Origin of the sequence: Chelativorans petroleitrophicus (assembly GCF_025398195.1) — a bacterium.
Taxonomy (GTDB): Bacteria; Pseudomonadota; Alphaproteobacteria; order Rhizobiales; family Rhizobiaceae; genus Chelativorans; species Chelativorans petroleitrophicus.
The window spans coordinates 34,924-59,557 of record NZ_JAODNV010000007.1 but is presented as its reverse complement, the minus strand read 5'-3'; the positions used below and the strand labels follow the sequence as shown (position 1 = coordinate 59,557).

Genomic DNA, 24,634 nt, shown 5'->3' with positions numbered 1-24,634 from the left:
GACCTTTTCTCCACCGTCATCCCGGCCGAGCGAAGCGAGAGCTGGGATTCAGGGAGACGGTGGAGATGGCATACTGGATCCCGGATAGCCGCTACGTGACTTCCTCCGGGATGACGGGAAGGGGTATCGTGGTTTCCGCGATGACGGCAGGTAAGCGCGGCGGCTTCCAGGATGACGAAAGAAGGTGTCAGAACCGGTCGCGCAGAGCGTACCAGTTGAGCGCGAGGAACAGGAGGGCGTGGCGGAATAGCCGCCCGCCCGGGAAAGGCGGGATTTTCAGCTCCTCGAACAGTTTCAGCCGGTCGCGGTTGCCGGTCACGGCTTCGGCGTAGAGCCTGCCCATGAAGTTGGCCAGCATAACGCCGTGGCCGGAATACCCCCCGATGGAAATGACTTTGGGCATCACTTCGCGCACGAAGGGCTGGCGTGGGAGGGTGATCGCGACATAGCCGCCCCAGGCATGCGTGATTTCGATCTCGCGGAGTTCCGGATAGACTTCGGAAATCTGCCGCCGGATCTGCAAGCGGATATCCTTGGGATCGGATTTTGAATACACCTCCCGGCCGCCAAAGAGCAGCCTGCCGTCGGGCGACTTGCGGAAGTAGCGCACGACGAAACGGGAATCGTCCACGCTCTCGCCGCCCGGCAGAACGGGCGTGTCGGCAGGAAGCGGAACAGTCGCCCCGATGAACGATCCGATGGGCATTAGATGCGCGGCGGTGGCGGGTTCCAGGCCGCCGCCATGAGCGTTGGTGGCGATCAGGCATTTTTCGGCGGTGATCGTCCCGCGTGAAGTGGCAATGTGCACCTTCCCGCCGGTGCTGCGGATTTCGCCGGCCTTCGTATGCTCGAAGAGCCGCGCTCCGCTTGCAGCGGCCACGCGCACCGTACCGATAAGCAGCTTCAGCGGATGGATGTGGCCGGTGCCCATGTCGCGCACGCCGCCGAAATAGCGTTTGGAGCCGAGCCGTTCCGCTGTCTCGCGGGCATCCATGAAGGAGATATGTGGATAGCGGTAACGCTCGGCCAGAATATCCGCATGCGCCCGGTAAGCCTCTACGTAACGCTGCTTGTGTGCCACGGACAGCTGCCCGGGGCGATAGTCGATCTCGATGCTATGGGTTGCGCAGAATTCGAGAAGATGCGCTTTGGCTTCCTCTGCCAGATCGAAAAGCGCCTTTGCGCGGGTGAAGCCGAGATCACGCTCCATTTCCTCCGGCCAGGCGCGCTGGCCTGTGCCAAGCTGGCCGCCGTTGCGGCCCGAGGCGCCGTCGCCGAAGCGATGAGCATCCACGAGAACCACATCCACGCCGGCCCTGGCCAGATGAAGCGCCGCCGACAATCCGGTGAAGCCGCCGCCGACAATGGCCACATCTGCCCGGGTGTCGCCCGCAAGAGACGGATATTCCGGCCGTTCACCGGCCGTTTCCTCATACCAGGAGCGGCCGGGAGAGATGGGAGACTGATAGGGCATGAGCGAATGAATAGCAGCTAGTAAACATGTGGGAACTTGTGTTTGCCGCCGGAAGGGCGGACTAGTATACGGCACTCGCTGCCGGTCATTCGTCATTCCCTAAATTACACGTTCAACAGCAGATACTCCCGCTCCCACGGGCTGATCACCTGCATGAAGGTCTCGAACTCCATCCGCTTGATCGCCGCGTAGGTGGTTGTGAAGGTGGTGCCAAGAATGTCCCTCAATGCGGAATCCTCCTCGAAAAGGGCCACAGCCTCGAGCAGGCCACGCGGCAGTTCGATCAGATCCTTGTTGACGGCGCTCTGCGCGGGTGCATCCGGCTCCACTTCCTCCAGAATGCCGATCAGTCCGCAGGCAAGGGAGGCGGCGAGCGCCAGATAGGGATTGGCATCGGAGGAGGGAATGCGGTTTTCCACGCGCCGCGAGGAAGGATCGGATCGCGGTACGCGGAAGGCGGTGGTGCGGTTGTCGTATCCCCAGCGTGTGTTGACCGGTGCCGAACTGGCTTGGGTAAGCCGCCGATATGAGTTCACATAAGGAGCGAGCATGATCAGCGCGTTAGGGATATGGCGCTGCAGCCCCCCGATGAAATGATGGAAGGTCCTCGATTCGGAGCCGTCCTCATTGGAGAAAACATTGCTGCCGTTTTCCAGCGAGATGACCGATTGGTGGATATGCATGGCTGAGCCGGGCTGATCCTGAATCGGCTTTGCCATGAAGGTGGCATAGATGTCATGCTTCAGCGCCGCCTCGCGGATGGTGCGCTTGAACAGGAAGACCTGATCGGCGAGCTCGATCGGATCGCCATGACGCAGATTGATTTCAAGCTGGCCCGCGCCTTCCTCGTGAATGAGCGTATCGATCTCCAGCCCCTGCGACTCGGAGAAGTGATAGATGTCGTCGATCAGCTCGTCGAACTCGTTGACGCCGGCGATGGAGTAGCCCTGACCGCCACCGATGGGGCGGCCGGAGCGGCCGACGGGCGGCGTGAGCGGGTAGTCGGGGTCCGGGTTCTTGTGTACCAGATAGAACTCGATCTCAGGCGCCACGATGGGCTTCAGTCCGTGCTCGGCATATTTCGCCACCACGCGCTTGAGAACGTTGCGGGGGCTGAACTCGACGGCGCGCCCGTCCTGATGCACCAGATCGCAGATCACTTGCGCGGTGGGATCGCTCTCCCACGGCACAACGGAGAGCGTGGAAAGGTCCGGCACAAGCTTCAGGTCACCGTCGTCTTCCGGGTAGGTGAAGCCATTGCCGTCTTCGGGATATTCGCCCGAGATGGTCGTCAGGAAGACGGCGGAGGGAAGCGCAAGGGATGTGTTCGAGGTAAACTTCTTCGACGGCATCATTTTGCCGCGCGCCACGCCGGCCTGATCCGGCGTGATGCACTCGATGTCCTCGATGCCGCGCCATTCAAGCCAGGCTACAGCTTCCTTCCACCCCTTGACCCCCCGCAGATTTTTCAGAAATGCCGGCGTACGGTGCGCGCTTCTGCCCACCGTGCGGCTGGTTCTTTTATCGTTGAGCATCAGTCACCAGGTTGGTTCCAGATGCGGGAAGTATAGACGGCGGCGGGCTGGAAGGGAAGGAAGTGCCCACGCGGCGAGCCCTGCTCGTGGCTGCTACCGGCCTATCAGGCGTTCGATGACGGGCTGCAACGTGTCCGGTGTGATTGGCTTGGCGATTCTGGCATCCACCAGCCCGGCAAAGCCGGGCTTTAGGTCTTCCTGATCGGGTTCCTCGATCATGAGCACACGCGGCAGCACCTCCTGCGAACCCCTCCGCAGGCGGGACAATTCGGCAAGCAGCGGATCGAGAAATTCGTCGTCCGTCGCCGCATCGAAAATGACCGTGGAGGGGCGGCGGCTTGCGAGCGTGGTCACCGCTACGTCAGGGCGCACCGGTATTGGCTTCAGATAGATACGTTCCAAAGTGCGCGCCACGACGATGCGCAGTATGGGAGAGTCCGCAACGACGAGTACCTGATTCATGAACAATCCATCTATGCTGTCCCACGCACTTTGTCTGGGGGACAATCGCGTTCGAACGGGATTTTGCTGGTTTACGATGGTAAACGGAGCATATCCGATGTTCGTTGGACCCGGGTCGCATCGAGCGCGCGCATGGTCGCTCTCCGGCAGTCTTTGTCAACCCGCATATCCGTTCGGGAGGAGCGCGCTTGAAGGCAGCGATGTGTTGTAAAGGCGGGTTTTGCGGCTGGAACAGCCGGGACGGCCGCATATCATGCACAGGGATATGCGACTAAAGTATATATCCGATTATTTTAAGCCGATTATTTCCGCCTATTCGCTTCCCAACGGGCGTTGTCCGGCAAACAACAGAGCATGGCTGGTCAGAAGATCGACAATGCGGTCGATCACTGTGCGAACCTCAGGCCGGTGGCGGTCGTCGTTGTGCATGACGACCCATTGCCCCTCACGCAGTTCGGCAATTTCCTCGCCAGCACGCTCCAGCAGCGGATCGCGGTCTCCCGCAAAGCATGGCAGCACGCCTTTGCCGACGCCTGAACGGATGAGGTCGTAAAGCGTGTGAGGCGTATTGGCCCAGGCAGCAACGGTGATGTCCTTGCGGGAGGCGACCCAGCGGGCCGAGGGCGTGATCGCATCCTCGGGTGCGATCGCAACCCAATCCTCCCGCCCCGGCAGGGGGCGATTGCGCGCGCGGAAAGGGGCCTGAGCCACCTCGCAGGTCTTGCGGGCGGCGAGATTGGGGTTTTCCGGTGGCCGGTTCCTGATCCCGATCTCGACTTCGCGATGGGCGATGTCAAGTCGCGCTTCCGTCGTCTTGAAGGCGATGCGGAAGCGATCCTCCGGCGTCCACAAGCGCGAGAAATTGGCGGCGAAGAAGTTGGCCGTCCATGTGCCGGCCGAAATCCGCACGAGGGGCCGGCTGCTTTCGTCCGACAGCCAATCCTCGATGGGGCGTGCGCTTGCTTCCATGGCCAGTGCCCGCTCAAAAAGCGAGCGCCCGTCATCCGTCAGGCCGTAGCCCGTCTGGCGTCGAACGAAAAGCGGCCGGGCCACCGTCGCTTCAAGTGACACCATCCTGCGGCCTATCGTAGCCGGGCTGAGGCCGCTGGCGGTCGAGGCCCCCGACAGCCCGCCATGGCGCGCCACGAGAATGAAAATCCGCAGATCGTCCCAATCGATATTTTTCATAATTGAAAAAGTTACTGCGATTTTGACGGCTATTAAAGCCGGTTGGGGCTCTTAAATTCCGCTCACGAAAAATCGATGGAGACACGGCAATGGATTATGTGAGCGGGATCGGCCTCTACCTTCATCTGCTGCAGAAGAAGGATAATCACCTTAAGGAGACGTCGGATGCCTGTATCGAGCGTCGTTCGTCATGGAATACGCGCTCTGTCTCGTGGTCGCGGCTGTTTCGCCCGATCGCCTACGCCGTACCGCGCGGCATGGCGATGATCGACTTGTTGAGACCGAAAATCCTTTCGTGACTGATCTCGGCGTCATCGAACAGCCGGCGCATCTGCCGGGTCGAGACCAGGCTGTGATGGGCGATGATCTCGCGCGCCTCCTGAAGGTCCTCCACGCGCTCGAAGAAGCCCAGCGGGAAACGGCGGATCAGCGCGATGCGAAGCTTCTCAGGCAAATACTGGAAGCCGGGAAAGCGAAAATGCGGCTCGTAGGGAAACCAGTAATTCGGAGTCTGTACGTAGTAGCGCTTTGAAAGCCGCTTCACATTCGACGCGAAGCGGACCATCTGCGCCCAATCGCCGACATGCTCGATCACTGAGTTGGAATGCACGAGGTCGAAGGTGTCGCCCGCAAACAGATCCGGGTCGGTAGCGTCTCCCGCTACAGACTTGAAAAGGGCCGGATCCTGAACGGTTTCCTGTTGAAGATTAACGAACGTGATTTCCAGCCGATCCCTGTTGCGGCGGAGGAAATCTTCGCCGATCAGCCAATATGTCTCGGTTCCCCCCAGATCGAGGATGTGTGCCTTTCCGCGTTCGGCCAACGCGTCCTCGATGAGGGCTTGAACCTTCGCAAAGCGGCGCGCTCGAAAGCGGAATTCCAAGCTCGTGCGGTCGCGATAGGGGTCGCGGACCGGCCTGTCTGCCAGGGCACGGACTTCGCCGGATGTCATACTTTCCCCCTCCGTCCGTTTGTGATGCACCCTCGTAGAAATACCGAAGCGCGAACGGCGCGTCCAAGAGCGTTTCTGAAGTTGGTTAAACCATTGTCAAGAAACAGCCGGACCGGCGGTGCCGGCGCGGCGGGCGGGTATCTGCGGTTTCGCTAAATTTCGCGCTTGTCGCACCGTAAAAACGACAATAGGCTCTCCCGCTACAACCGACTGCCCTCCGGGCGGGCGGCGGGCCGCAATTGGGGTCGTCAAGGGAATTGTTCGCATGAAAGGCAAAGCCGTTCTGCTCTCCTCCGTCTCGCTTGCCGCAGCGGTGTTCGCCTGTGCTGCCGCGGCGCAGGAGCGTGTCGTCCACGTCTACAACTGGTCGGATTACATCGACGAGGAAATCCTGCAGGAGTTTACCGCCGAGACGGGGATCAAGGTGGTCTACGACGTCTTCGATTCCAACGAGATTCTGGAGACAAAGCTGCTTGCGGGCGGAACGGGCTATGATGTGGTCGTGCCGACGGGTGAGTTTCTCGGCCGACAGATCCAGGCGGGCGTGTTCCAGAAGCTCGACAAGTCGAAGCTCACCAATATCGGCAATATGTGGGATGTGATCGAGGAGCGCACGGAAAAGTACGACCCGGACAACGCCTACTCCATAAACTATATGTGGGGCACGACCGGCATCGGCTACAATGTCGCAAAGGTGCAGGAGGTTCTCGGCACTGACCAGATCGACTCCTGGGACGTGATCTTCAATCCGGAAACCATGGCCAAGCTTGCCGAGTGCGGCGTGCATTTTTTGGATACGCCGACAGAGATGGTGCGCTCGGCGCTGCATCACCTGGGCTTCGATCCCGACAGCCGCGATCCGGATGAACTCGGCAAGGCCGAGGAACTGCTGCTTTCCGTGCGGCCCTATGTGCGCAAGTTCCACTCCTCCGAATACATCAACGCGCTCGCGAATGGCGATATCTGCCTCGCCGTGGGATGGTCGGGCGACGTTTTCCAGGCCCGCGACCGGGCGGCCGAGGCGGATCAGGGCGTGGAGATCGCCTATGTGATCCCCAAGGAGGGAGCACAGATGTGGTTCGACCAGATGGCAATTCCCGCCGATGCGCCCCATGTGGAGGAGGCGCACGAGTTCATCAACTACATCATGCGGCCCGAGGTGATCGCCAAGGCCTCGAACTATGTGTTCTATGCCAACGGCAATCTGGCCTCTCAGGAACTCCTCGATGAGGACGTGATTGGCGACCCGGCCGTCTATCCCGATGCTGCAACGATGGAGAACCTCTTCACGACCTTGCCTTACGACCCGCGCACGCAGCGCCTCGTGACGAGGCTGTGGACGAGAGTGGTGACGGGACAGTAGCAGCAGGATGACTGCGGCGGCTTCTGCCGGGACTCTCGGGCTGGCCGCCGGTTCATCGGGGCGAGAGGGCGAGCAATGGCATCGCTGGGCAGCACGCGACGGTCCTTTGCGCCTTGGACCGATCCGAACGCCAAAGCCTATATCCGGTTCGATAACGTAACGAAGCGCTTCGGCGATTCCGTCGTCGTGGATAATCTGTCGTTGACGATCTACGAGCGCGAATTCTTCGCCCTTTTGGGCGCCTCGGGCTGCGGCAAGACGACTCTCCTGCGCATGCTGGGCGGCTTCGAGACGCCGACCTCGGGGCGCATTCTGCTCGACGGGCAGGACCTTGCCGGGGTTCCGCCCTATCGGCGCCCTGTCAACATGATGTTCCAGTCCTACGCGCTCTTTCCCCACATGACTGTGGAGAAGAACATCGCTTTCGGCCTGAAGCAGGAGGGCATGCCCAAGGCCGAGATTGCCGAGCGCGTGCGGCAGATGCTGAAGCTCGTCAAGCTGGAGGCCTATGCGGACCGCAAGCCGCATCAGCTTTCGGGCGGACAGCGCCAGCGCGTGGCGCTTGCCCGCTCGCTCGCCAAGCGGCCGAAGGTCCTGCTGCTCGACGAGCCGCTCGGCGCGCTCGACAAGAAGCTGCGGGAGGAGACGCAGTTCGAGCTCATGGACCTGCAGCAGGACCTTGGCCTCACCTTCATCGTGGTCACCCATGACCAGGAGGAGGCCATGACCATGGCCGACCGCATTGCCATCATGGATCAGGGCAGGGTGATGCAGGTGGCGACTCCTGCCGAGATCTATGAGGCTCCTGTCTCCCGCTTCGTCGCCGACTTTGTGGGCTCCATCAACCTGCTGGAGGGCACGCTGCTCGAAGCAGGCCGCAGCGGCGCGCGCATCCGTGACGTAAGCGGTGCGGAATTCGGGGTAACGGACGCGGGCGAGGGGCAGGTTGGACAGACCGTCTGGCTTGCCGTGCGGCCCGAGAAAGTGCGGGTGACGCGCCAGCGGCCGGCAGATGTCCGCAATGCGCTTGAAGGTGAAGTCTGGGACATCGCCTATCTTGGCGACATGACAGTCTATAACGTGAAGCTTGACGATGGAAGGTTGATCAAGGCGAGCTCCATCAACAGCGTGCGTGCAGTGGAGGACGCGCTGACCTGGCATGACCGCGCCTGGGTTTCTTTTGCCGAAGACGCCGGCGTGGTCCTCGTACGGTAGCCGAAGATGCGAAAGTCGCGCCAGCCAAAGGGAAGTTGGGGCCGCCGGTTTCTGATCGCCGTGCCCTATCTCTGGCTGTTCGTCTTCTTCCTCGTTCCGTTCTTCATCGTCTTCCGGATTTCGCTGTCGCAGCCGGCGATCGCCATGCCGCCCTACACGCCCATTTTCGAGCTTGACGCGGGTCTGTCCAGCTTCGTTCAGGCGCTTAAGGAACTGTCTCTCGACAACTATCTCTTCCTGCTGGACGACCCGCTTTATGTGAATGCCTATCTGTCCAGCCTTCTGATCGCGGCGGTCTCAACCGTTTTCACGCTTCTGGTGGGCTATCCGGTCGCCTATGGCATGGCGCGGGCGCCCACGGCGATCCGACCCGTGCTGCTGATGATGGTGATCCTGCCCTTCTGGACGAGCTTCCTCATCCGCGTCTATGCCTGGATCGGAATCCTGAAGCCCGAGGGCCTGCTCAACCAGTTCCTTCTCTTTTTGGGTGTGATTGACCAGCCTCTTGTCATCCTGAACACGACGGCCGCGATCATCATCGGCATCGTCTATTCCTATCTGCCATTCATGGTGCTGCCGCTCTACGCGACGCTGGAAAAAATGGACTATGCCCTGGTCGAGGCGGCGGAGGACCTTGGCTGCACGCCGCTTGCGGCCTTCTGGAAGATCACCCTGCCGTTGTCCATGCCGGGTGTAATCGCCGGCTCGATGCTCGTTTTCATTCCCGCCGTGGGCGAGTTCGTCATACCCGACCTGCTGGGCGGCTCCCGCACGCTAATGATCGGCAAGACCTTGTGGAACGAGTTCTTCTCTAACCACGACTGGCCGGTCTCATCGGCCGTCGCGATTGTCCTGCTTGTCGTTCTCGTCGTGCCGATCGCCTATTTCCAGCGGGCGCAGGCGCGCGCGAGAGAGAGGGGGTTGTAGTCGTGGCCGGCACCTGGGGACGCTTCAATATGGTGAGCCTGGTGCTCGGGTTTGCGTTCCTCTATCTGCCTATTGTCCTGCTTGTCATCTTTTCCTTCAACGAATCGCGGCTCGTGACCGTGTGGGCCGGTTTCTCCACCCGGTGGTATGTTGCCATGCTGTCCAATCAGGGGCTGATGGAGGCGGCCTGGGTCACGGCGCGGGTGGCCCTTATTTCCGCCACCGTGGCCACCGTGCTTGGCACGCTCGCAGCGGTCGTGCTGACGCGCTATACTCGCTTTCGTGGGCGGCTTCTGTTTTCCGGCATGGTCTATGCGCCCATTGTCATGCCTGAGGTGATCACGGGCCTTTCGCTCCTGCTTCTTTTCGTGGCGGTGGATTTCGAGCGCGGTTTTGCGACGATTACCATCGCGCACATCACTTTCTCCATGTGCTTCGTCGCGGTGGTCGTTCAGTCCAGGCTGCTCTCTTTCGACCGATCGCTGGAGGAGGCGGCGCTCGATCTGGGCGCCACGCCGGTGAAAGCCTTCTTCCAAGTGACCTTGCCGGTCATCCTGCCCGCGGTAATTGCCGGTTGGATGCTCGCCTTCACCCTGTCGCTCGACGACCTCGTGATCGCGAGCTTCACCTCGGGGCCGGGCGCTACAACACTGCCCATGAAAATCTACAGTTCCGTGCGCCTCGGCGTTACGCCAGAGATCAATGCCGTCTGCACCGTGCTCATTGGCATGGTGACGGTGGGCGTGATCGTGGCCTCACTGGTCAACAAGCGCAGGATGCGGATAGCGGCCGGGAGATAACGCTTTCCGGCATTCGATCCTTTAGATGCTGCTTGTTACCGGTAATTGGTCAGCGGCGCGATGAAGGGCGCGCTCCAAGAGCCGCCGACGAAGAAGGAAAGCGGAGCTTCCTCGGAAGCCTCGTCTTCGGCAGATTCGGAAATCCTGCCGTAGAGCGCAAGCGCCCGTCCGGCTAGGGGCACAAGCCCATCGAGCGAAATGGTATAAGCGCCGGAACGCGCCACGGCCGTTTCGAGCCCCGCGACACCCTTGGTTATGCTGGCCTTGAACTCGGCCCCATCGATGGGCAGCGAACCTTCCTCGATGGCCGAAAGAGGGAAGAATTCGCCAGCGGCACTGTGTTCGAAAAATGCGTCCAGGTTCAATCCGGATATGGTGCCGGGCCCGAGACTTGCCGAAACGGTTCCGCTTCCGCTTCTGAGCACCGACTGGAGGTCAGCGCCCGGGCCCTTCAGGGCGAGCGAAAATGTGCAAGGCGCTTGCGGCACGAGCCGCTCGCGGCCTAGAGCGGCGGCAAGCCGGCTCAGATCGATCCGCTCGCCGACCATCCGCAGCTCGACGGTCTCCCGTCCCTCCGTGCGGTCCGCGCGCACGCCGAACTGGATGGTGCCTCCGAAAGCCGTGGCATCCGAAATGTCGAAGGTGGCAAGCTCGTCGTTCACCTTGGCGGCGGCCGCGACATTGGTCAACGTAGCATTGCCGAAGGTGGCATTTGCGGCGGAGAAGCGAAGGTCGAAATCAAAGTCGCCGCCCCCGATGGACTGGGAGAGTCCCTCGGCATTTGTTGGGCCGGTGGAGATGGGACTGAACGCTTGGATCAGCGCGGGAAGGTTGAGCGTGTCGAAGGCGAGCGTGCCGGCCACCAGCGGATCGCCGGCGCTGAAGCTCACATCGATGAGGCCGTTTCCGGAACTGCCCGCGATGTTGAGCACGGTGTCCTCGAATTTGAGGCGCCGTACGTCGCCGACGATACGCGCGCTCAGTTCGACCGGGCCGACACTGTTAGTGGGCAGCGAGAGGGCATGCGTCCAATCGATCAGCCCGGCGAGCGAGGGGGCCGCGATTTTCAATTGACCGTCGATGAAATTGTCTCCCGCAAGGCTGGCGCTGCCGGTGAAGGAGACGTTCGCGGGTGCTGCCTGAAGCGAGAAGGTGAGCGGCGCTCTTCCGCCGCCTAGCAGAATGAGCGGCTGTGTACTGGACGCAGTCAGCGATACGCTCTCGCCATGCCAGATGCCGCTTGCCAGGAGAGCGACCTGGCGATTGAGCGCAGGCCATTCGAGGGAGCCGGACAGACTCGTAACGATATTCGTCTGCTGGTTTCCGTCATCGGCAATCACGCGGCCCTGTTCGAATTCGATCGTGCCGAAGGTGTCGCCCGGCAGCCCGCTCGTGTCGGGATCGGTGGGCGCCTTGGAAACGGCATCCCGCGCCGTTTCCACCGAACGGTTGAGCCGGCCCCAGTCCTGCGGGGCGGGAAGGCGGAGCTTCTCATTCCGCTCGGTGAGGCGAAGCACGGGGCGGACAAGCCGCATCCTGGTGAAAACCACGTCACCACGCAGCGCGGCAAGCGCCGACAGGTCCATCTCCACGCGCTCTGCGGCGAGCACCGTCTTGGGCTCGGCCTCGTTCCAGTCAAGCAGCGTCACGTCGCTGAGCACAGCGCGGAATGTCGGCCAGACATGGATTTCCGGCGAATTGTTGAGCTTCACCCGATAGCCGGACCAGGCGCTCATCTGAAAGGCGATCCGGTCGCGCACGATCTGCGTGGAGGCGATCAAAGGCAATCCGGCCATCACAAGGATGACCAGAACTACCGCTGCGCCGACGATCCAGACGCTTCTCCTCGCCAACCAGTCCGGCATCAATCCTCGCCCCTCGGACCGGCAAATTGGTCCGACATGCCCCAGCGGGTTTAAACGACATGTCTTTAATTTCAAACCTTTGTGGCACTGTTAAGTTGTGATCTCGGGCCATTTTGCCCTATACCGGCCACACGAGGCCGCGCCGGCCCATTGAAGGAGGAGCCCCATGCATAAAGAAGCGCCGCTGTGGACCCCAAGCGCTGAACTGATTCGGTCAAGTCCGATGACAGCGTTCATGAGGGAGGCGGCGCGGCTTTCCGGCCGGCCGATCGAGGATTATCCCGCGCTTCACCGCTGGTCGGTGGAGGATCGGGCAGCGTTTTGGACACTCATATGGGACTTCTGCTCCGTCATCGGGGAGCGCGGCGAGCGGGCTTTAGAGAATGGCGACAGGATGCCCGGAGCCTCCTTCTTTCCCGATGCGAGGCTTAATTTCGCCGAGAACCTGCTGAGGAAGACCGGCGAAGAGGATGCCATCCTCTTTCGCGGCGAAGACAAGGTGGAACGCCGGCTGAGCTGGGACGAACTGCGCGCGCTCGTCTCGCGGATGCAGCAGCTCTTCAAGGCGAATGGCGTGAAAGCGGGCGACCGTGTCGCCGCCATGATGCCGAACATGCCCGAAACGGTGGCTGGCATGCTGGCCGCCGCCTCGCTAGGGGCGATCTGGTCTTCCTGCTCGCCGGACTTCGGCGTGCAGGGGGTGCTTGACCGTTTCGGGCAGATCGAGCCCGTGATCTTTATTGCTCCGGACGGTTACTGGTATGGGGGCAAGCGCTTCGAGGTCGCGGATAAGACCGCCGAAGTGCTCAAGGCTCTGCCCAGCGTGAAACGGGCGTTCATCGTGGATTATCTGGGTGAGGCGCGGGATGCGGCCGCCCGCATGGAGCGCGCTGATGCACTCGACGACGCGTTAGCTCCTTACCAGTCGGCGGAGTTGACCTACGAGCGCCTGCCCTTTGCCCATCCGCTTTACATCCTCTTTTCCTCCGGCACGACGGGCGTGCCGAAGTGCATCGTCCATTCCGCCGGAGGCACGCTGCTTCAGCACCTGAAGGAGCACCGGCTCCATGCGGGCATCAGGGAGGGCGACCGGGTATTTTACTTCACCACCTGCGGCTGGATGATGTGGAACTGGCTCGTTTCGGGGTTAGCTTCCGGCTCCACGCTGCTACTTTATGACGGCTCGCCTTTCTATCCCGATGGTAATGTGCTCTTCGACTTCGCGCAGGCGGAGCAGATGACGCATTTCGGAACCTCGGCGAAGTTCATTGACGCCGTGCGCAAAGCAGGTCTCGAACCCGCGAAGAGCCACGATCTGTCGAGCGTGCGGACGATCGCCTCCACAGGCTCGCCGCTCGCGCCGGAGAATTTCGAATTCGTCTACCGCTCCATCAAGCAGGATGTGCATCTCGCCTCAATTTCCGGCGGCACGGACATCGTATCCTGCTTCGTGCTCGGCATCCCGATCCTGCCGGTGTGGAAGGGCGAAATTCAGGGGCCGGGCCTCGGCATGGCCGTCGATGTGTGGGACGACAACGGCCGCCCGTTGAGAAGTGGCAAGGGAGAGTTGGTCTGCACGAAGGCGTTTCCCTCTATGCCTATCGGCTTCTGGAATGATCCTTCGGGTGAGAAATACCGGTCGGCCTATTTCGACCGCTTCGACAATGTTTGGTGTCACGGCGATTTTGCCGAATGGACCGCCCACGGCGGTATCGTCATCCATGGCCGTTCGGACGCAACGCTGAACCCTGGCGGCGTGCGCATCGGCACGGCGGAAATCTACAATCAGGTCGAGCAGATGCCGGAAATCCTCGAGGCAATCTGTATCGGCCAGGACTGGGAAGACGATGTGCGTGTGGTCCTGTTCGTGCGGCTGGCGAACGGGGTGGAGCTTGACGAGGCGCTGGAGAAGAAGATCCGCGACCGGATCCGGACCGGCGCGAGCCCCCGCCATGTACCGGCGAAGATCATCGCCGTGGCGGACATTCCCCGCACCAAGTCCGGCAAGATCACCGAACTTGCCGTTCGCGACGTGGTGCATGGGCGGGAGGTGAAGAACAAGGAGGCGCTTGCCAATCCCGAGGCGCTGGAGCTCTACCGCGATTTGCCGGAGCTGAAGTGTTAACAAAGCCTTGCCTGGAAATTTACCGAGATGTCAGGGCCGGGCCGAGCGGTTTTGGAGCCATTGACGATGGTAAGATTGCATTAAGGACTGGAACGAATAGTCGGGGGCAACTTGACGGACATTCCTCGCAGACTGAACGTGGCGCGTTCGCCAAGCCCCTTTTTGACAGCATCCATTCTGATTTGCGGCGCCTCAGGGCGCCGTTCTTCTATCCGCTTTGAACTTATGCGTCGCGATCCCGCGTCAGTGATCCGGACAACAGAATGACCGGCACCGTGGCCGTGGCGATGATCAAGAGGGCGGCCATGGCGCCATCCTCCACGGCGCCGCGGGCGGCGTTCTCGTGCACATAGGTGGCAAGCGTTCTGAAGCCGAAGGGACGTAGAAGAATGGTGGCGGAAAGTTCCTTCACCGTGTCCACGAAGACGAGTATGCCGGCGGTCAGGACAGCGGGCTTCAACAGAGGCAGGAGCACGGTGGCCGCGCTGACCGGCGCCGAGCGCCCCAAGCTGCGTGCGGCTTCATCGAGATGCGGCGGCAGCTTGTCGAGCCCCGCCTGAATGGCGCCTTCGGCAAGCGCCAGAAAGCGTATGGTGCAGGCAAGAACGACGGCAGTGGCCGAGCCCGTCAAGATGAGACCTGTCGAGAAGCCGACATATTCGCGCGCCAGCGCATCGATGAAGTTGTCGAAGCGGGCAAGTGAGATCAGGAGCCCGAGCGCGAGGATGGTGCCCGGCATCGCGTAGCCGATGGCCGCAAAGCGCACGAGGATCGCCATTGAGCGCCGGCGGGAAAGCCTCGCTGCGTATATCAGGAGAAGGGCTATCCCCACGGTGAGCACGGCTGTCGCAAACCCCGTGCCGAGGCTCGTGAGGAACGCTTTGGAGAGCGCGGGTTCCGTCGCCTGGTGAAGGCGATTGAGCGCATAGCGGCCGAAGATGAAGAGCGGAATGCCGAAGCCGAACAGGATGGGTGTCAGCCCGAGGGCGGTGGCGAGCAGCCCGCGCCAACCCGAAAGATGTATGCGGGGCGGCCGCGCGTTCATCTGCGTGCCGCGCGAGGCATGAAAACGCTGCCTGCGGCGGGCGATCCGCTCGGCCGCTATGAGCAGCAGGACGAGGACCAGCATAACCACGGCGATCTGTGCCGCGCCCTCCAGGCTGCCGCGGTTGAGCCAGGTGGAGTAGATCGCCAGCGTCATGGTGCGCACGCCCAGATGCTCCACGGCGCCGAAATCGTTGATCGTCTCCATCATTACCAGCGCTACGCCGGCGACGATGGCTGGGCGGGCGACCGGCAGGAGCACGCGCCAGAAGACGCGCGCGGGGGCCGCCCCCAGCGTGCGCGCGACATCGGCGATGTTGCGCCCCTGCATGAGGAAGATGAAACGCGCCGTGAGATAGACGTAAGGAAACGTGACGGATGTGAGGACAAGCGCCGCGCCCGTGGTGGACCTGATGTCGGGGAACCAGTAGTCGCTCGGCCGCTCAAAGCCGAAGATGCTCCGCAGCAGCGTCTGCACCGGCCCCACATAATGGAAAAACTCATCGTGTGCATAGGCGGCGAGATAGGGCGGCACGGCAAGCGGCATAACCAGCGCCCAGGCAAGCACCCGCCGTAGGGGAAATTCATAGGCGATGACGAGCCAGGCGGTGCCGACACCCACAAAGGCGGTGCCGCAGCCTACCAGAAGCAGAAGAACCAGGGTCGTCGTTGCCGCCTGCGGCAGCACGTAGCGCGCCAGATGCGGCCAGTCCGCACCCGTGCCCGACAGGGCAAGAACGAGGGTGGCGGCGATGGGAAGCAGGACAAGCCCCGCCACAAGTACGGCCACCGCCATTGCAAGCGGATGCCGCTGCGCGCGCGTCCGTAGGGCCGGGGCAGCCGGTGAAGGGACGGTTTCCCGAAGGGCGAAGATCGTCATGCCCTGCCCACCCCCATGAAAGCGAAGACCGGACCGGCTGTGCCGGCCCGGTTTTGCGTGATGAGCAAGCTTGCGTAACGGTCAGCTTGCCGGGCCATCGTCAAGGCCGACCCGGTCTACCATCTCCGAAGCCGCGTCGCTGTTCTTGGCGATCTCGGAGAGCGGCAGCGTGTCCGGCTTGAGTTCGCCGAAGGACTTGACGGTCTCGGAGATCTCGGCGCCGGGCAGCACGGGATATTCATAGTTGCGCTCGGCATAGATTTCCTGCGCCTCAGGGCTCACAAGGAATTGCATCAGCTTGAGCGCATTCTCCTTGTTCGGAGCGTGTTTGGCCAACGCCATGCCGGAGATGTTGACGTGCGTGCCGCGGTCTTCGGAATTGGGGAAGAGCACCTTGATGGCGGCGGCCCACTCCTTCTGCTCCGGCTCCTCCTCATTGTTCATCATAAGGCCGACATAGTAGGTATTACCGAGCGCGATGTCGCACTCGCCGGCAGCGATCGCCTGCGCCTGATCGCGGTCTCCGCCGGCGGGCTTGCGCGCGAGATTGGCCTTCAGCCCCTTCATCCACTCTTCCGTCGCCTCTTCGCCGTGATGGGCGATCAGCGAGGCGAAGAGCGCGATGTTGTACTGATGCTGGCCGCTGCGTACGCAGATCTTGCCCTTCCACTTGGGATCGGCCAGTTCCTCATAGGTGATGGTGTCCTGCTCCACGCGGTCCTTGGAGGCGTAGACCACGCGAGCGCGCGTCGTCAGGCCGAACCAGTGGCCCTCGGGGTCACGATACTGCGCGGGAATGGCGTTGTTGATGACTTCGTCTTCGACCGGCTGGGTGACACCGGCATCGACCACGGCCGCCAGACGGCCGATATCAACGGTCAAGATGACGTCGGCGGGCGAGTTCTGGCCCTCGGCGGCGATGCGTTCCGGCAGCCCCTCGTTCAGGTGGAGCACCTCGGTCTGAATTCCGGTCTTCTCAGTGAAGGCTTCGAGAAGGGGCTCGATCAGGAACGGCTGACGCTGCGAATAGATGTTTACCACGCCATCCGCCTGCGCCGCCGAAGGCAACGCGAGAGCAGCGGCGGTGAGGGAAAGGGCCGCCAGGCCTGCCTTGAGCCTAAAGTTACCTGCAAACATTATCATTCTCCTGGCCGTCGGGAGACAAGGTCCCGGGGAGGTTGAAGTCAGGCGGAGGCTGTCCGCCACAGCCCCTATTGTGCGAAATGAATCGGCCGGTCAAGGGATTTGCAAGAAAAATCAGTACTTTAGAACAATTCTAAACTAGGATTATCAAGTTTTTGTCTGCAAGCCATACAGCAGGGAGGGGGTGGTCCGTAAGATGCGTCCCTAATCGGCCAGAACGCGCGTGGGCGGAAAGATGACCTCCACCAGAGTGCCCTCGCCAGGCGTGGAGGAAATCGAGAATTGCGCCCGGTTGGCCTCCACCATGGCGCGGGTGAGCGGCAGGCCCAGCCCGGTGCCGTCGCCGCGCTTGCGGCGCAAGGTGTTGATCTGCCTGAAGGGCTTCAGCGCCTCGTCGATTTCGGCCGAGCTCATCCCCACGCCGGTATCCCGCACCCTAAGCGCGACGGAGCCGTCCTTCTCATAGGCCGTGGAGACGATCACCTGCCCGCCGGCCGGCGTATAGCGCACCGCGTTGGACAGAAGGTTGATGGCGATCTGGCGCACGCTGCGGGAATCGGCCACTACCTCGGGCAGGCGCGAGGCGAGGCTGGAGCGGATGATGACGCGCTCGCTGTTGGCTTGCGGTTGCATCATGGCGACTACCTGGCTCAGCGTATCGTTGAGCGAGACGGCCTCGTAGGACATTTCCTGTTGACCGGCCTCGATCTTGGAAATGTCCAGGAGGTCGTTCACCAGTTCGAGCACGTGATTGCCCGAACGGTTGATGTCGCGCAGATAGTCGCGATAGCGGTCGTTGCCGATGGGGCCGAACTTCTCGTCTACCATGAGTTCGGAGAAGCCGATGATAGCATTCAGCGGTGTGCGGATCTCATGGCTGACCCGGGCGAGGAACTCGCTTTTCTGCGAGGAGGCCCGTTCGGCCTGCGCGCGGGCCTGGGTGAGTTCCTCCTCGGCGCGTTTCCAGTGGGTGATGTCGCGCAGCACCGCGCAGTGGCCCTTGCCGCCGGGCAGGCGGCCGATGGTGATGAAAAGCGGTATGAAGCGGCCCTGTGCCTCACGGCCGATCACCTGCCTTCCGTCGTTCAGCACGCTTGCCACGCCATTATCGGAGAGCGCCGCAAGATATTCCTCCACCGTGCGCTGGCTCTCGATGGCAAACAGCGAGGTGAAGGGCCTTCCGGTCACGTGCTCGGCATCGAAGCCGAACAGCGCCTCGGCCGGCCGGTTGATCGAGCGGATGGTGCCATCTTGGGCGATCACCACGATGCCGTCCGTCGCCGTGTCGAGGATGGCGTTCATTTCCGTCAGACGGGCCTCGAGCTCGCTGATCCGCTCGGCAGGCGCGGAAGCGGGGCGCAGCGCCAGCATCAAGGCCTTTCCGCCCTCCCAGGCGATCGACTGCAGATACGCCTCGACCGGCAGGCGCTCGCCCTCGGCCGTGCGGAGGCTGACATTTCCATGCGGCGCCTCGCCGGGCTGCGACGGCTCCTCGAAGAGCGCGCCGATGCCACCCGCCGCTTCCAGAGCGGCCAGGTCTTTATAGCCGACGAGCCGGAGAAACTCCCGGTTGGCATAGTGCAGCCGATCGCCCGAATGGACGAGGACAGGCAGCGGCAGGGAGGCCAGCAGAGCCCTAGCGGTTTCCACGCCGGTATCCTGCTTCGGCAGGAAGAAGGCGGAAGGCACGATATTGGGGTGTCGGGAGAAGGCTAGCTTCTCCGCTTCGTCCGACTGTGCCATCCGAGGAGCGAGGATTTCCTTCCTAAGCTCTCCGCCTTCCGGTGAAGCAGCCTCAGGCTCTGCGGTATCGGCTACGCTCGCCTCCGAGGCCAGGTCTTCCGCCAGCTGTTCCTCAGCGGCTCCTTTTGCTTGTGGCGGAATACTCGGTGAGGCGCTGCCAGTTTCAGTAGGGTCGCCCGCTGGCGCCGAAGGCGCCTCCTGCTTTCCGGACTCAAGGGCCAGCGGCTCCCGCGCCTCTGCTCTTTTCTTCTCAGCGCCGTGGGCTGTTTGCTCAGGCTCGCCCCCGGCCGGCGCAGCTGCCGAAGTAGCTTCCTGCGGCTGCGTTGTCACCGGCTCGTTGGTATTGCCGGCTGCCGGAACATCATGCGCTGGCCGTTTGCCCTCCTTTTCGGCGCGCGCCAAGGCTTCGTTCGCCTGACGAAGCCGTTCGCCAATCTCGCGAAAGGCGGACCGCTCGCTCGACGACAGGCCGCTTCTGCCGTTTTCGCGGTGCTCGTCGAGACGGATGATCTTGACGCTGCGCTGATGCTCCTCCGTTTCGGAGAGCAGAATCGCGGGTTTTTCACCCTGGAAGGGATCACTCTCCGGCGTGGGGACTTGTTCGCCCGAATCACTTTGTGGCGCTGCTTCTTCCTGTTCCTGCTGTTCCGCCTCTTCCTGATGACCGAGTGCCTCGGCCGGTTCCGGCTCCGGCGTCACCAGCACCTTGCCGACCGCTTCCGGGTCCACTTCCGCCTCGCCCAGCCGGGCAATGCCGAAGCCGCGAAAACCTTCAAAGGTGCGGTCGCGGCCGTAGACGGGTAGGGCGGCGAGGTCGACCGGTACCTTGAGATTCGTGCCCGAAAGCGGCCACAGGACCGTCCGGCCGGACCAGGTGTCGCGCCGTTCGAGAAGCCGCGCGATGTCGCCGTCGGGGTCGAGTCCGAAGGCGTTGGAGACCTCGCGGAAGCTGCGGCCGATGATGTCGGCGGCAGGCTTGCCCATGGCCTCGGCAAACTCTTCGGAGAGCGCGGAGAACCGGCCCTCTGCATCCGTGCGCCAGGAAAAGCGCACGGTAGGCGGGAAGGGCGGCGCCTTCTCCTGTAAGGCTGCATCGCTTTGCGTGGCCTCTTTCGTTGCTCCTTCGGGAGCGCCTGTCCTCGCAGGAGGCATGGCGGCCGCGGGCGGCGTGACGGCTTGCATCGGCTGTGCTGCGGGAGCTGTCACAGCCTGCTGCGTTGGCCTTCCGGGCTCTGTCTCAACCGACGCGGTGGCGCCGCTATCGTCAACCACCACCAGAAGATGGCGCGCCGGAGCGTCGGTGAGACGCGCGATGCCGGCCGGGAGCTTGCGGCCGCCCGCCGTTTCGATAAGCTTCTTTACTAGCCGGTCATCCTCCTCGCGCACGTCACGCACGAGCCCTTCCAGCGTCCCTGCCGCGATGCCGAGCGTTTCGAAACCGTCCGACGCCGCAGCAACCGTGCCATCCGCCTCGACGAGGGCCGCGAAATGTCCCGGCCCGTCGAAACCCGATACGATGTGGTGGGCCTGCTCCGCCGCTTCGTTCTCCGGGGCGGGCAGGGCCAGGAGCAGTGCCCGCTCTCCGCTCGGCAGCGTGATGGCGCTTGCGGTAAGCGATACGATACGGCTCTTCACACCGCTGGTGATGCGCATCGCCATCGGCCGGTCGCGCCCTATATCCGGAAAGCCGGGTGCGGCGGCGATCTGCCTCAGGGCCGCGGCCGGCAGGCGGGGTTTCGCCCCGATCGCCGCCTCTACGTCCGGATAGCCGAACCAGGCGGCGCCGGCGCCGTTCGCCCAGAGAATTTCATCCAGCCCGCAGGAAAGCACCGCCAGCGCCTCGCCGGAGGCGAAACGTTCGCGCACCTCGTCGAGAACAACGATGTCCAGGAACGGATAGGATGCCGACGCCATGCCCGACCTATGCTAAGTTCCATTAACCGGTTGTTAATAAGAGCACGTTCGCGCGCCGTCCACAAACTCCGGCAGTCCCAGAGCGCGGATTTTTCGCACGTGGTTAATCTTCACAAGCCCAGCCTATATTGCACTGCAAAATTTATATTGCAGTGCACAAAATGACTTGCTATATGGGAGCTGAGACTAGAAGCACTGCGGTATTGCGCAGGAAAGGACAGCTCAATGAGCAAGACGAGCAATAAGACCTCGGAGGCGTTTCCCGGCTTCGATCATTCGAAAACGACCGAACAGCTTCGTTTCTTCGCGGAAAGGACCGCCAGGCAAACCGAGGAAGCCTATGAGCGGATGAAGGCTGGCGCGGAGGCCTTCGAAGCCTCCCTTGAGGTGGCCAAGGAGGCGGGCGACGAACTCATCCTCAAATCGATCGCTGCAATGCGCGCGGGTGCCGAGGCGAACATATCGCAATTCGAGGCGCTGGCGAACGCCAGGACCTTCTCTGAAGTGATCGAAATCCAGGGCGCGTATATGCGCAAGCAGACCGAGCTGGCGCTGGACCAGGCGCGTGAGTTCCAGGCGATTTCGCAGAAGGTCATCGCGGAACTGGCAAGGCCCGTTCGCGAGGCCTTCGACAAGGGGGCGACGCAGGCTGCTGCCTGAGGCGAACGGTCGCGCTGCAATTCGCAGCGAACACGGCTATATGCGCCGCGTTCGTCAGAACGGGGATCGGCTCCTCCCTCCTCCTCCCGCCGATCCCAACAGAAAAGACCGGGTCCTCCCCCGGTCTTTTCCTTTTCTGGAGGACAGTTCGCACGCCATCAGCGCGCCGATGCGGCGAATTCCGGCCCAGCCGCTCATGGCACTTGAAAAGGATGGCATTTGCTCGTAAGGACGCGGGCGGAACGGGCGGTTGTAGCTCAGTTGGTTAGAGCGCAGGATTGTGGCTCCTGAGGTCGGTGGTTCGAATCCACCCAACCGTACCAGGTTTTTTCCCGGTCCATTCCGAACACCTAGTTTACTTCATTCCCGAGAGATGGATGAAGCTCTCCGGGGCGAGCGGATTCGACCACTTTCTCCTGATCGGGAAGCGAGATCAATGGTTGAGGGATAAGGCGAGCTAAATGCCGGCATTCCGCGGCCGTAGGCGAAACCTGTCGCAAAAAGTGTATCGCGTCGGGCAATAAAAAGAGCCTGAGGCAGCCCGCAACGGGATACCTCAGGCAGCGCGGTCAATGATGGGGCGGACGCATGTCGGTCCGCCCTTGGCTGATCATTCGTAGACGGGCAGCCCTGCTTTCTCTAGCGCGGCGCGGCGGGCCTCCAGCCAGCGCTCCGTCTTTTCGGCTTCGGGGGCGTCGGCGAGGCTTTCCCACACCTCCTGCAGCAGTTCCTGTCGCTTGACAAGCGCGTCATTGTGCGCCTGCGCCTCATCGGTCCACAGACCCAGTTCTTTCCAGTAGCGGATTGCGCCTTCGTGGTACGGCACGACCCACTGGAAGTCCTGCCGGTCGACGCTCCAGCCCACCATCGCCGGCTCAATCTTCACATAGGCGTCGAACTGCTCCGCCACAGCCTTCGTCAGGTTGTAAACGAGGTCCGCGTCGCGGTCGGGATAGGTGAGAAGGACCGGGAAGGGAAAGCCCGCGCATTCGAGCGGATTTTCCTTGCTCATGTTTGGGCCCAGCGTACCGACGCGCGGCGAGAACTGCGGCTTAATTTCCTGGAGACGCTTCCATCCTTCTGTGTTGGATTTGGGCAGAGGCAGCCACTTCAGCCCCCCGGGCGAGGCCGCGGCCTGTTCCGCCAGCGCGCCGGTGGTCAGGGTGGTGATCGCATCCACCTGGCCGTTGATGAACGCCTCCCACGAAGCACCGTAGCTTGCCACTTCCACCTTCTGGACATCATCCCAGGTCATGCCACCGAAGGCGAGGAAACCGGCAACATTGCTCTGCAGCGCCGGCGCACCGACAACCCAGCCGACGCGCTTGCCTTTGACGTCTTCGATGGTTTCGATGCCCGAGTCCCCGCGTAGGGCGAGCGTGAAGCAATTGTCCGAATTGGAGCCGACCAGCATGCGCAACGGCTGAGGTCCGATTTCGGGTGCTGCAAAGGCTTCGGTTCCCTCGACCGCGTTGAACGATTCGGAGCCCACCACGCCGAAATCGACGCGGCCCTGCCGAACGGGCAGCAGACGCGCGACGTCCGATGTCGCGGGCAGCACCCGAAGCGAGATGGAATAGGCGTTTCCGAGCGCCGTGCCCAATGCCACCGCCTGGTTGTAGGAGGCCGCGCCTACGTCGTAGGACGTCATGGCCAGCGTGGACGGCAGCTTGACCTCTTGCGCGTCAGCAACGCCAGCCGATACAAGCCCTGCCATGAGAACGGCCGCAACGCCGCCGAGCCGGGTTTTCTCCAACATGATTCTCCTCCACCTGATGTCATTACGTTATGCTTCTATTGGACTACCGGGGGGCGGTGCCGACAAACCACGATGTCCAAATGTTCCGCTGCGCGGAATATTCATTAGGCGGGGTAGCCGAGGATCGCCTTGACCTCGAGATACTCCTCGAACCCGAAGACACCGAACTCACGCCCGTTGCCAGACTGCTTGTAGCCGCCGAAGGGCAGCCTGCGGTCGAAGGGCGCGCCGTTGAGATAGACGCGCCCGGCGCGGATCCGGTTGGCCACGCGGCGGGCGCGTTCGGCGTCTTTCGACTGAACGAAGCCGGCGAGACCGAAGGGCGTGTCGTTTGCGATCTCGATCGCTTCCTCCTCCGTCTCGTAGTTCATGATCGACAGGACCGGCCCGAAGATCTCCTCGCGTGCGATTCGCATCTCCGGCTTGACGTCGGCGAAGACGGTCGGCCGCACGTAATACCCCCGGTTCACCTCGGCGGGGCGGCCCGTGCCGCCCGTGACCAGCATTGCGCCTTCGTCGATGCCGGACTGGATCAGGTCCTGCACCTTGTCGAACTGCGCCTTGCTGACCAGCGGTCCCATCGTAGTTGCAGGATCGAGAGGATCGCCGAGCCGGATCGTCTCGACAGCCGCTCGCGCGGCCTCGATCGCAGCATCCCGCTGGGAGACATGGATGAGCATCCGCGTCGGCGACTGGCAGTTTTGCCCGCCATTGGTGTAGCAGGCATGAACGCCCGCTATGACGGAGCGCTGAAGATCGGCATCCGGCAGGATGATGTTGGCCGACTTTCCGCCAAGCTCCTGAGCGACCCGCTTCACGGTGTCGGCGGCGAGCTTGGCCACGCGGATGCCGGCGGCGGTGGAGCCTGTGAAGGAAACCATGTCGATGTCCGGATGGGCCGCGATCGCCTCGCCGACGGTGGGCCCGTCTCCATTCACGAGGTTGAAGACCCCGCGCGGCACGCCGGCTTCGTGGATGATCTCGGCCAGGATCATGGAGCTCAGCGGTGCAATTTCGCTGGGCTTCAGCACCACGGTACAGCCGGTCGCAAGCGCCGGCGCCACCTTGGATGCGACCTGGTTCAAGGGCCAGTTCCAGGGCGTGATGAGACCGCATACGCCGATGGGTTCGTGGCGGATGATGCCGGCGCCATCCCGATGCTCGAACGCGTAGTTTGCGAGAACCCGCGCGGCCTCCTCGAAATGAAAGAGCGCGACGGTCGCCTGCCGCTCCGTAGCGAAGGTGATGGGCGCGCCCATCTCCAGCGTCATCGTACGCGCAAGCTCTGGAAGGCGCGCGCGGAATCCCTTTATGATCCGCTCCAGGATCGCGAGGCGGTCGGCAACCGGCGTTTCCGAATAGGTGGCGAAGGCGCGGCGCGCGGCGGTGACCGCACGATCCACATCCGCAGCGGAGCCGAGGCTAATGGTGGCAAATTCCTCCTCGGTCGCAGGATTGATGACGCCCAGCGTTTTCGGCGTGGCGGGTTCGACCCAGGCGCCGTCTATATAGAATTTCAGATTGTTCGGCATGCTCCCTCCTCCAATCCGACTTTCATCGGATCAGTTACGGACAGCGTCATCGA

At 62.4% G+C, this 24,634-nt stretch carries 17 protein-coding genes and 1 tRNA gene; 7 read left to right on the top strand and 11 right to left on the bottom strand.

Going from position 1 to position 24,634, the window contains the following annotated elements; genetic code table 11:
* Positions 1-187: 187 nt before the first annotated feature.
* The 5 genes from NYR54_RS06405 to NYR54_RS06385 all read right to left on the bottom strand — a co-directional run bounded on the left by NYR54_RS06405 (position 188) and on the right by NYR54_RS06385 (position 5,611).
* Positions 188-1,474 (bottom strand): NAD(P)/FAD-dependent oxidoreductase, encoded by a 1,287-nt coding sequence (locus NYR54_RS06405; protein ID WP_261514783.1) that lies wholly within the window; start codon positions 1,472-1,474, stop codon positions 188-190.
* 104 nt (positions 1,475-1,578) lie between these two features.
* Positions 1,579-3,009, bottom strand: a complete 1,431-nt coding sequence (locus NYR54_RS06400) for a glutamine synthetase family protein (protein ID WP_261514782.1) — start codon at positions 3,007-3,009, stop codon at positions 1,579-1,581.
* A 93-nt stretch (positions 3,010-3,102) separates the two neighbouring features.
* Positions 3,103-3,471: a response regulator gene (locus tag NYR54_RS06395; protein ID WP_261514781.1), complete on the bottom strand. Its 369-nt coding sequence runs from the start codon at positions 3,469-3,471 to the stop codon at positions 3,103-3,105.
* A gap of 312 nt (positions 3,472-3,783) precedes the next feature.
* Positions 3,784-4,659 carry a LysR family transcriptional regulator gene (locus NYR54_RS06390; RefSeq protein ID WP_261514780.1) on the bottom strand — a complete coding sequence of 292 codons (876 nt, stop codon included), beginning with the start codon at positions 4,657-4,659 and terminating at the stop codon, positions 3,784-3,786.
* Between the two features lie 238 nt (positions 4,660-4,897).
* Positions 4,898-5,611, bottom strand: coding sequence for a class I SAM-dependent methyltransferase (locus NYR54_RS06385; protein WP_261514779.1), 714 nt, complete (start codon positions 5,609-5,611; stop codon positions 4,898-4,900).
* Between the two features lie 265 nt (positions 5,612-5,876).
* On the opposite strand from NYR54_RS06385, the gene NYR54_RS06380 reads away from it, so the two are divergent.
* The 4 genes from NYR54_RS06380 (at position 5,877) to NYR54_RS06365 (ending at position 9,916) form a co-directional block, all read left to right on the top strand.
* Positions 5,877-6,974, top strand: coding sequence for a polyamine ABC transporter substrate-binding protein (locus NYR54_RS06380; RefSeq protein ID WP_261514778.1), 1,098 nt, complete (start codon positions 5,877-5,879; stop codon positions 6,972-6,974).
* Positions 6,975-7,049: 75 nt separating this feature from the next.
* The gene (locus NYR54_RS06375) at positions 7,050-8,189 is read left to right on the top strand and encodes an ABC transporter ATP-binding protein (RefSeq protein ID WP_261514777.1); all 1,140 of its coding nucleotides are present in this window, start codon (positions 7,050-7,052) and stop codon (positions 8,187-8,189) included.
* A 6-nt stretch (positions 8,190-8,195) separates the two neighbouring features.
* Positions 8,196-9,116 carry an ABC transporter permease subunit gene (locus NYR54_RS06370; protein ID WP_261514776.1) on the top strand — a complete coding sequence of 307 codons (921 nt, stop codon included), beginning with the start codon at positions 8,196-8,198 and terminating at the stop codon, positions 9,114-9,116.
* 29 nt (positions 9,117-9,145) lie between these two features.
* On the top strand, positions 9,146-9,916 hold the full coding sequence (locus NYR54_RS06365; protein WP_279327436.1) for an ABC transporter permease: 771 nt from the start codon (positions 9,146-9,148) through the stop codon (positions 9,914-9,916).
* Between the two features lie 35 nt (positions 9,917-9,951).
* Here the strand turns inward: NYR54_RS06365 and NYR54_RS06360 are convergent, their stop codons facing one another.
* Entirely contained in the window at positions 9,952-11,781 is a 1,830-nt protein-coding gene (locus NYR54_RS06360) for an AsmA family protein (RefSeq protein ID WP_261514774.1), read from the bottom strand.
* A 166-nt stretch (positions 11,782-11,947) separates the two neighbouring features.
* Between NYR54_RS06360 and NYR54_RS06355 the strand changes: the two genes are divergently transcribed.
* Positions 11,948-13,906, top strand: a complete 1,959-nt coding sequence (locus NYR54_RS06355; protein WP_261514773.1) for an acetoacetate--CoA ligase — start codon at positions 11,948-11,950, stop codon at positions 13,904-13,906.
* A gap of 223 nt (positions 13,907-14,129) precedes the next feature.
* On the opposite strand, the gene NYR54_RS06350 is transcribed toward NYR54_RS06355, so the two are convergent.
* The 3 genes from NYR54_RS06350 to NYR54_RS06340 all read right to left on the bottom strand — a co-directional run bounded on the left by NYR54_RS06350 (position 14,130) and on the right by NYR54_RS06340 (position 20,630).
* Positions 14,130-15,830: an ABC transporter permease gene (locus NYR54_RS06350; RefSeq protein WP_261514772.1), complete on the bottom strand. Its 1,701-nt coding sequence runs from the start codon at positions 15,828-15,830 to the stop codon at positions 14,130-14,132.
* 81 nt (positions 15,831-15,911) lie between these two features.
* Positions 15,912-16,967 (bottom strand): Fe(3+) ABC transporter substrate-binding protein, encoded by a 1,056-nt coding sequence (locus NYR54_RS06345; protein ID WP_261514771.1) that lies wholly within the window; start codon positions 16,965-16,967, stop codon positions 15,912-15,914.
* Positions 16,968-17,177: 210 nt separating this feature from the next.
* Positions 17,178-20,630, bottom strand: coding sequence for a PAS domain S-box protein (locus NYR54_RS06340; RefSeq protein WP_261514770.1), 3,453 nt, complete (start codon positions 20,628-20,630; stop codon positions 17,178-17,180).
* A 225-nt stretch (positions 20,631-20,855) separates the two neighbouring features.
* Here NYR54_RS06340 and NYR54_RS06335 point away from each other — a divergent pair, with 225 nt between their 5' ends.
* Together NYR54_RS06335 and NYR54_RS06330 are read left to right on the top strand one after the other, a co-directional pair.
* The gene (locus NYR54_RS06335) at positions 20,856-21,290 is read left to right on the top strand and encodes a phasin family protein (RefSeq protein ID WP_261514769.1); all 435 of its coding nucleotides are present in this window, start codon (positions 20,856-20,858) and stop codon (positions 21,288-21,290) included.
* 246 nt (positions 21,291-21,536) lie between these two features.
* Positions 21,537-21,613 (top strand) — tRNA-His (locus NYR54_RS06330).
* A 287-nt stretch (positions 21,614-21,900) separates the two neighbouring features.
* Here the strand turns inward: NYR54_RS06330 and NYR54_RS06325 are convergent.
* On the bottom strand, positions 21,901-23,049 hold the full coding sequence (locus NYR54_RS06325; protein ID WP_261514768.1) for a TAXI family TRAP transporter solute-binding subunit: 1,149 nt from the start codon (positions 23,047-23,049) through the stop codon (positions 21,901-21,903).
* Positions 23,050-23,153: 104 nt separating this feature from the next.
* Complete coding sequence (locus tag NYR54_RS06320; RefSeq protein WP_261514767.1) at positions 23,154-24,581, bottom strand: aldehyde dehydrogenase family protein; 1,428 nt, start codon at positions 24,579-24,581, stop codon at positions 23,154-23,156.
* Positions 24,582-24,634: the final 53 nt, after the last annotated feature.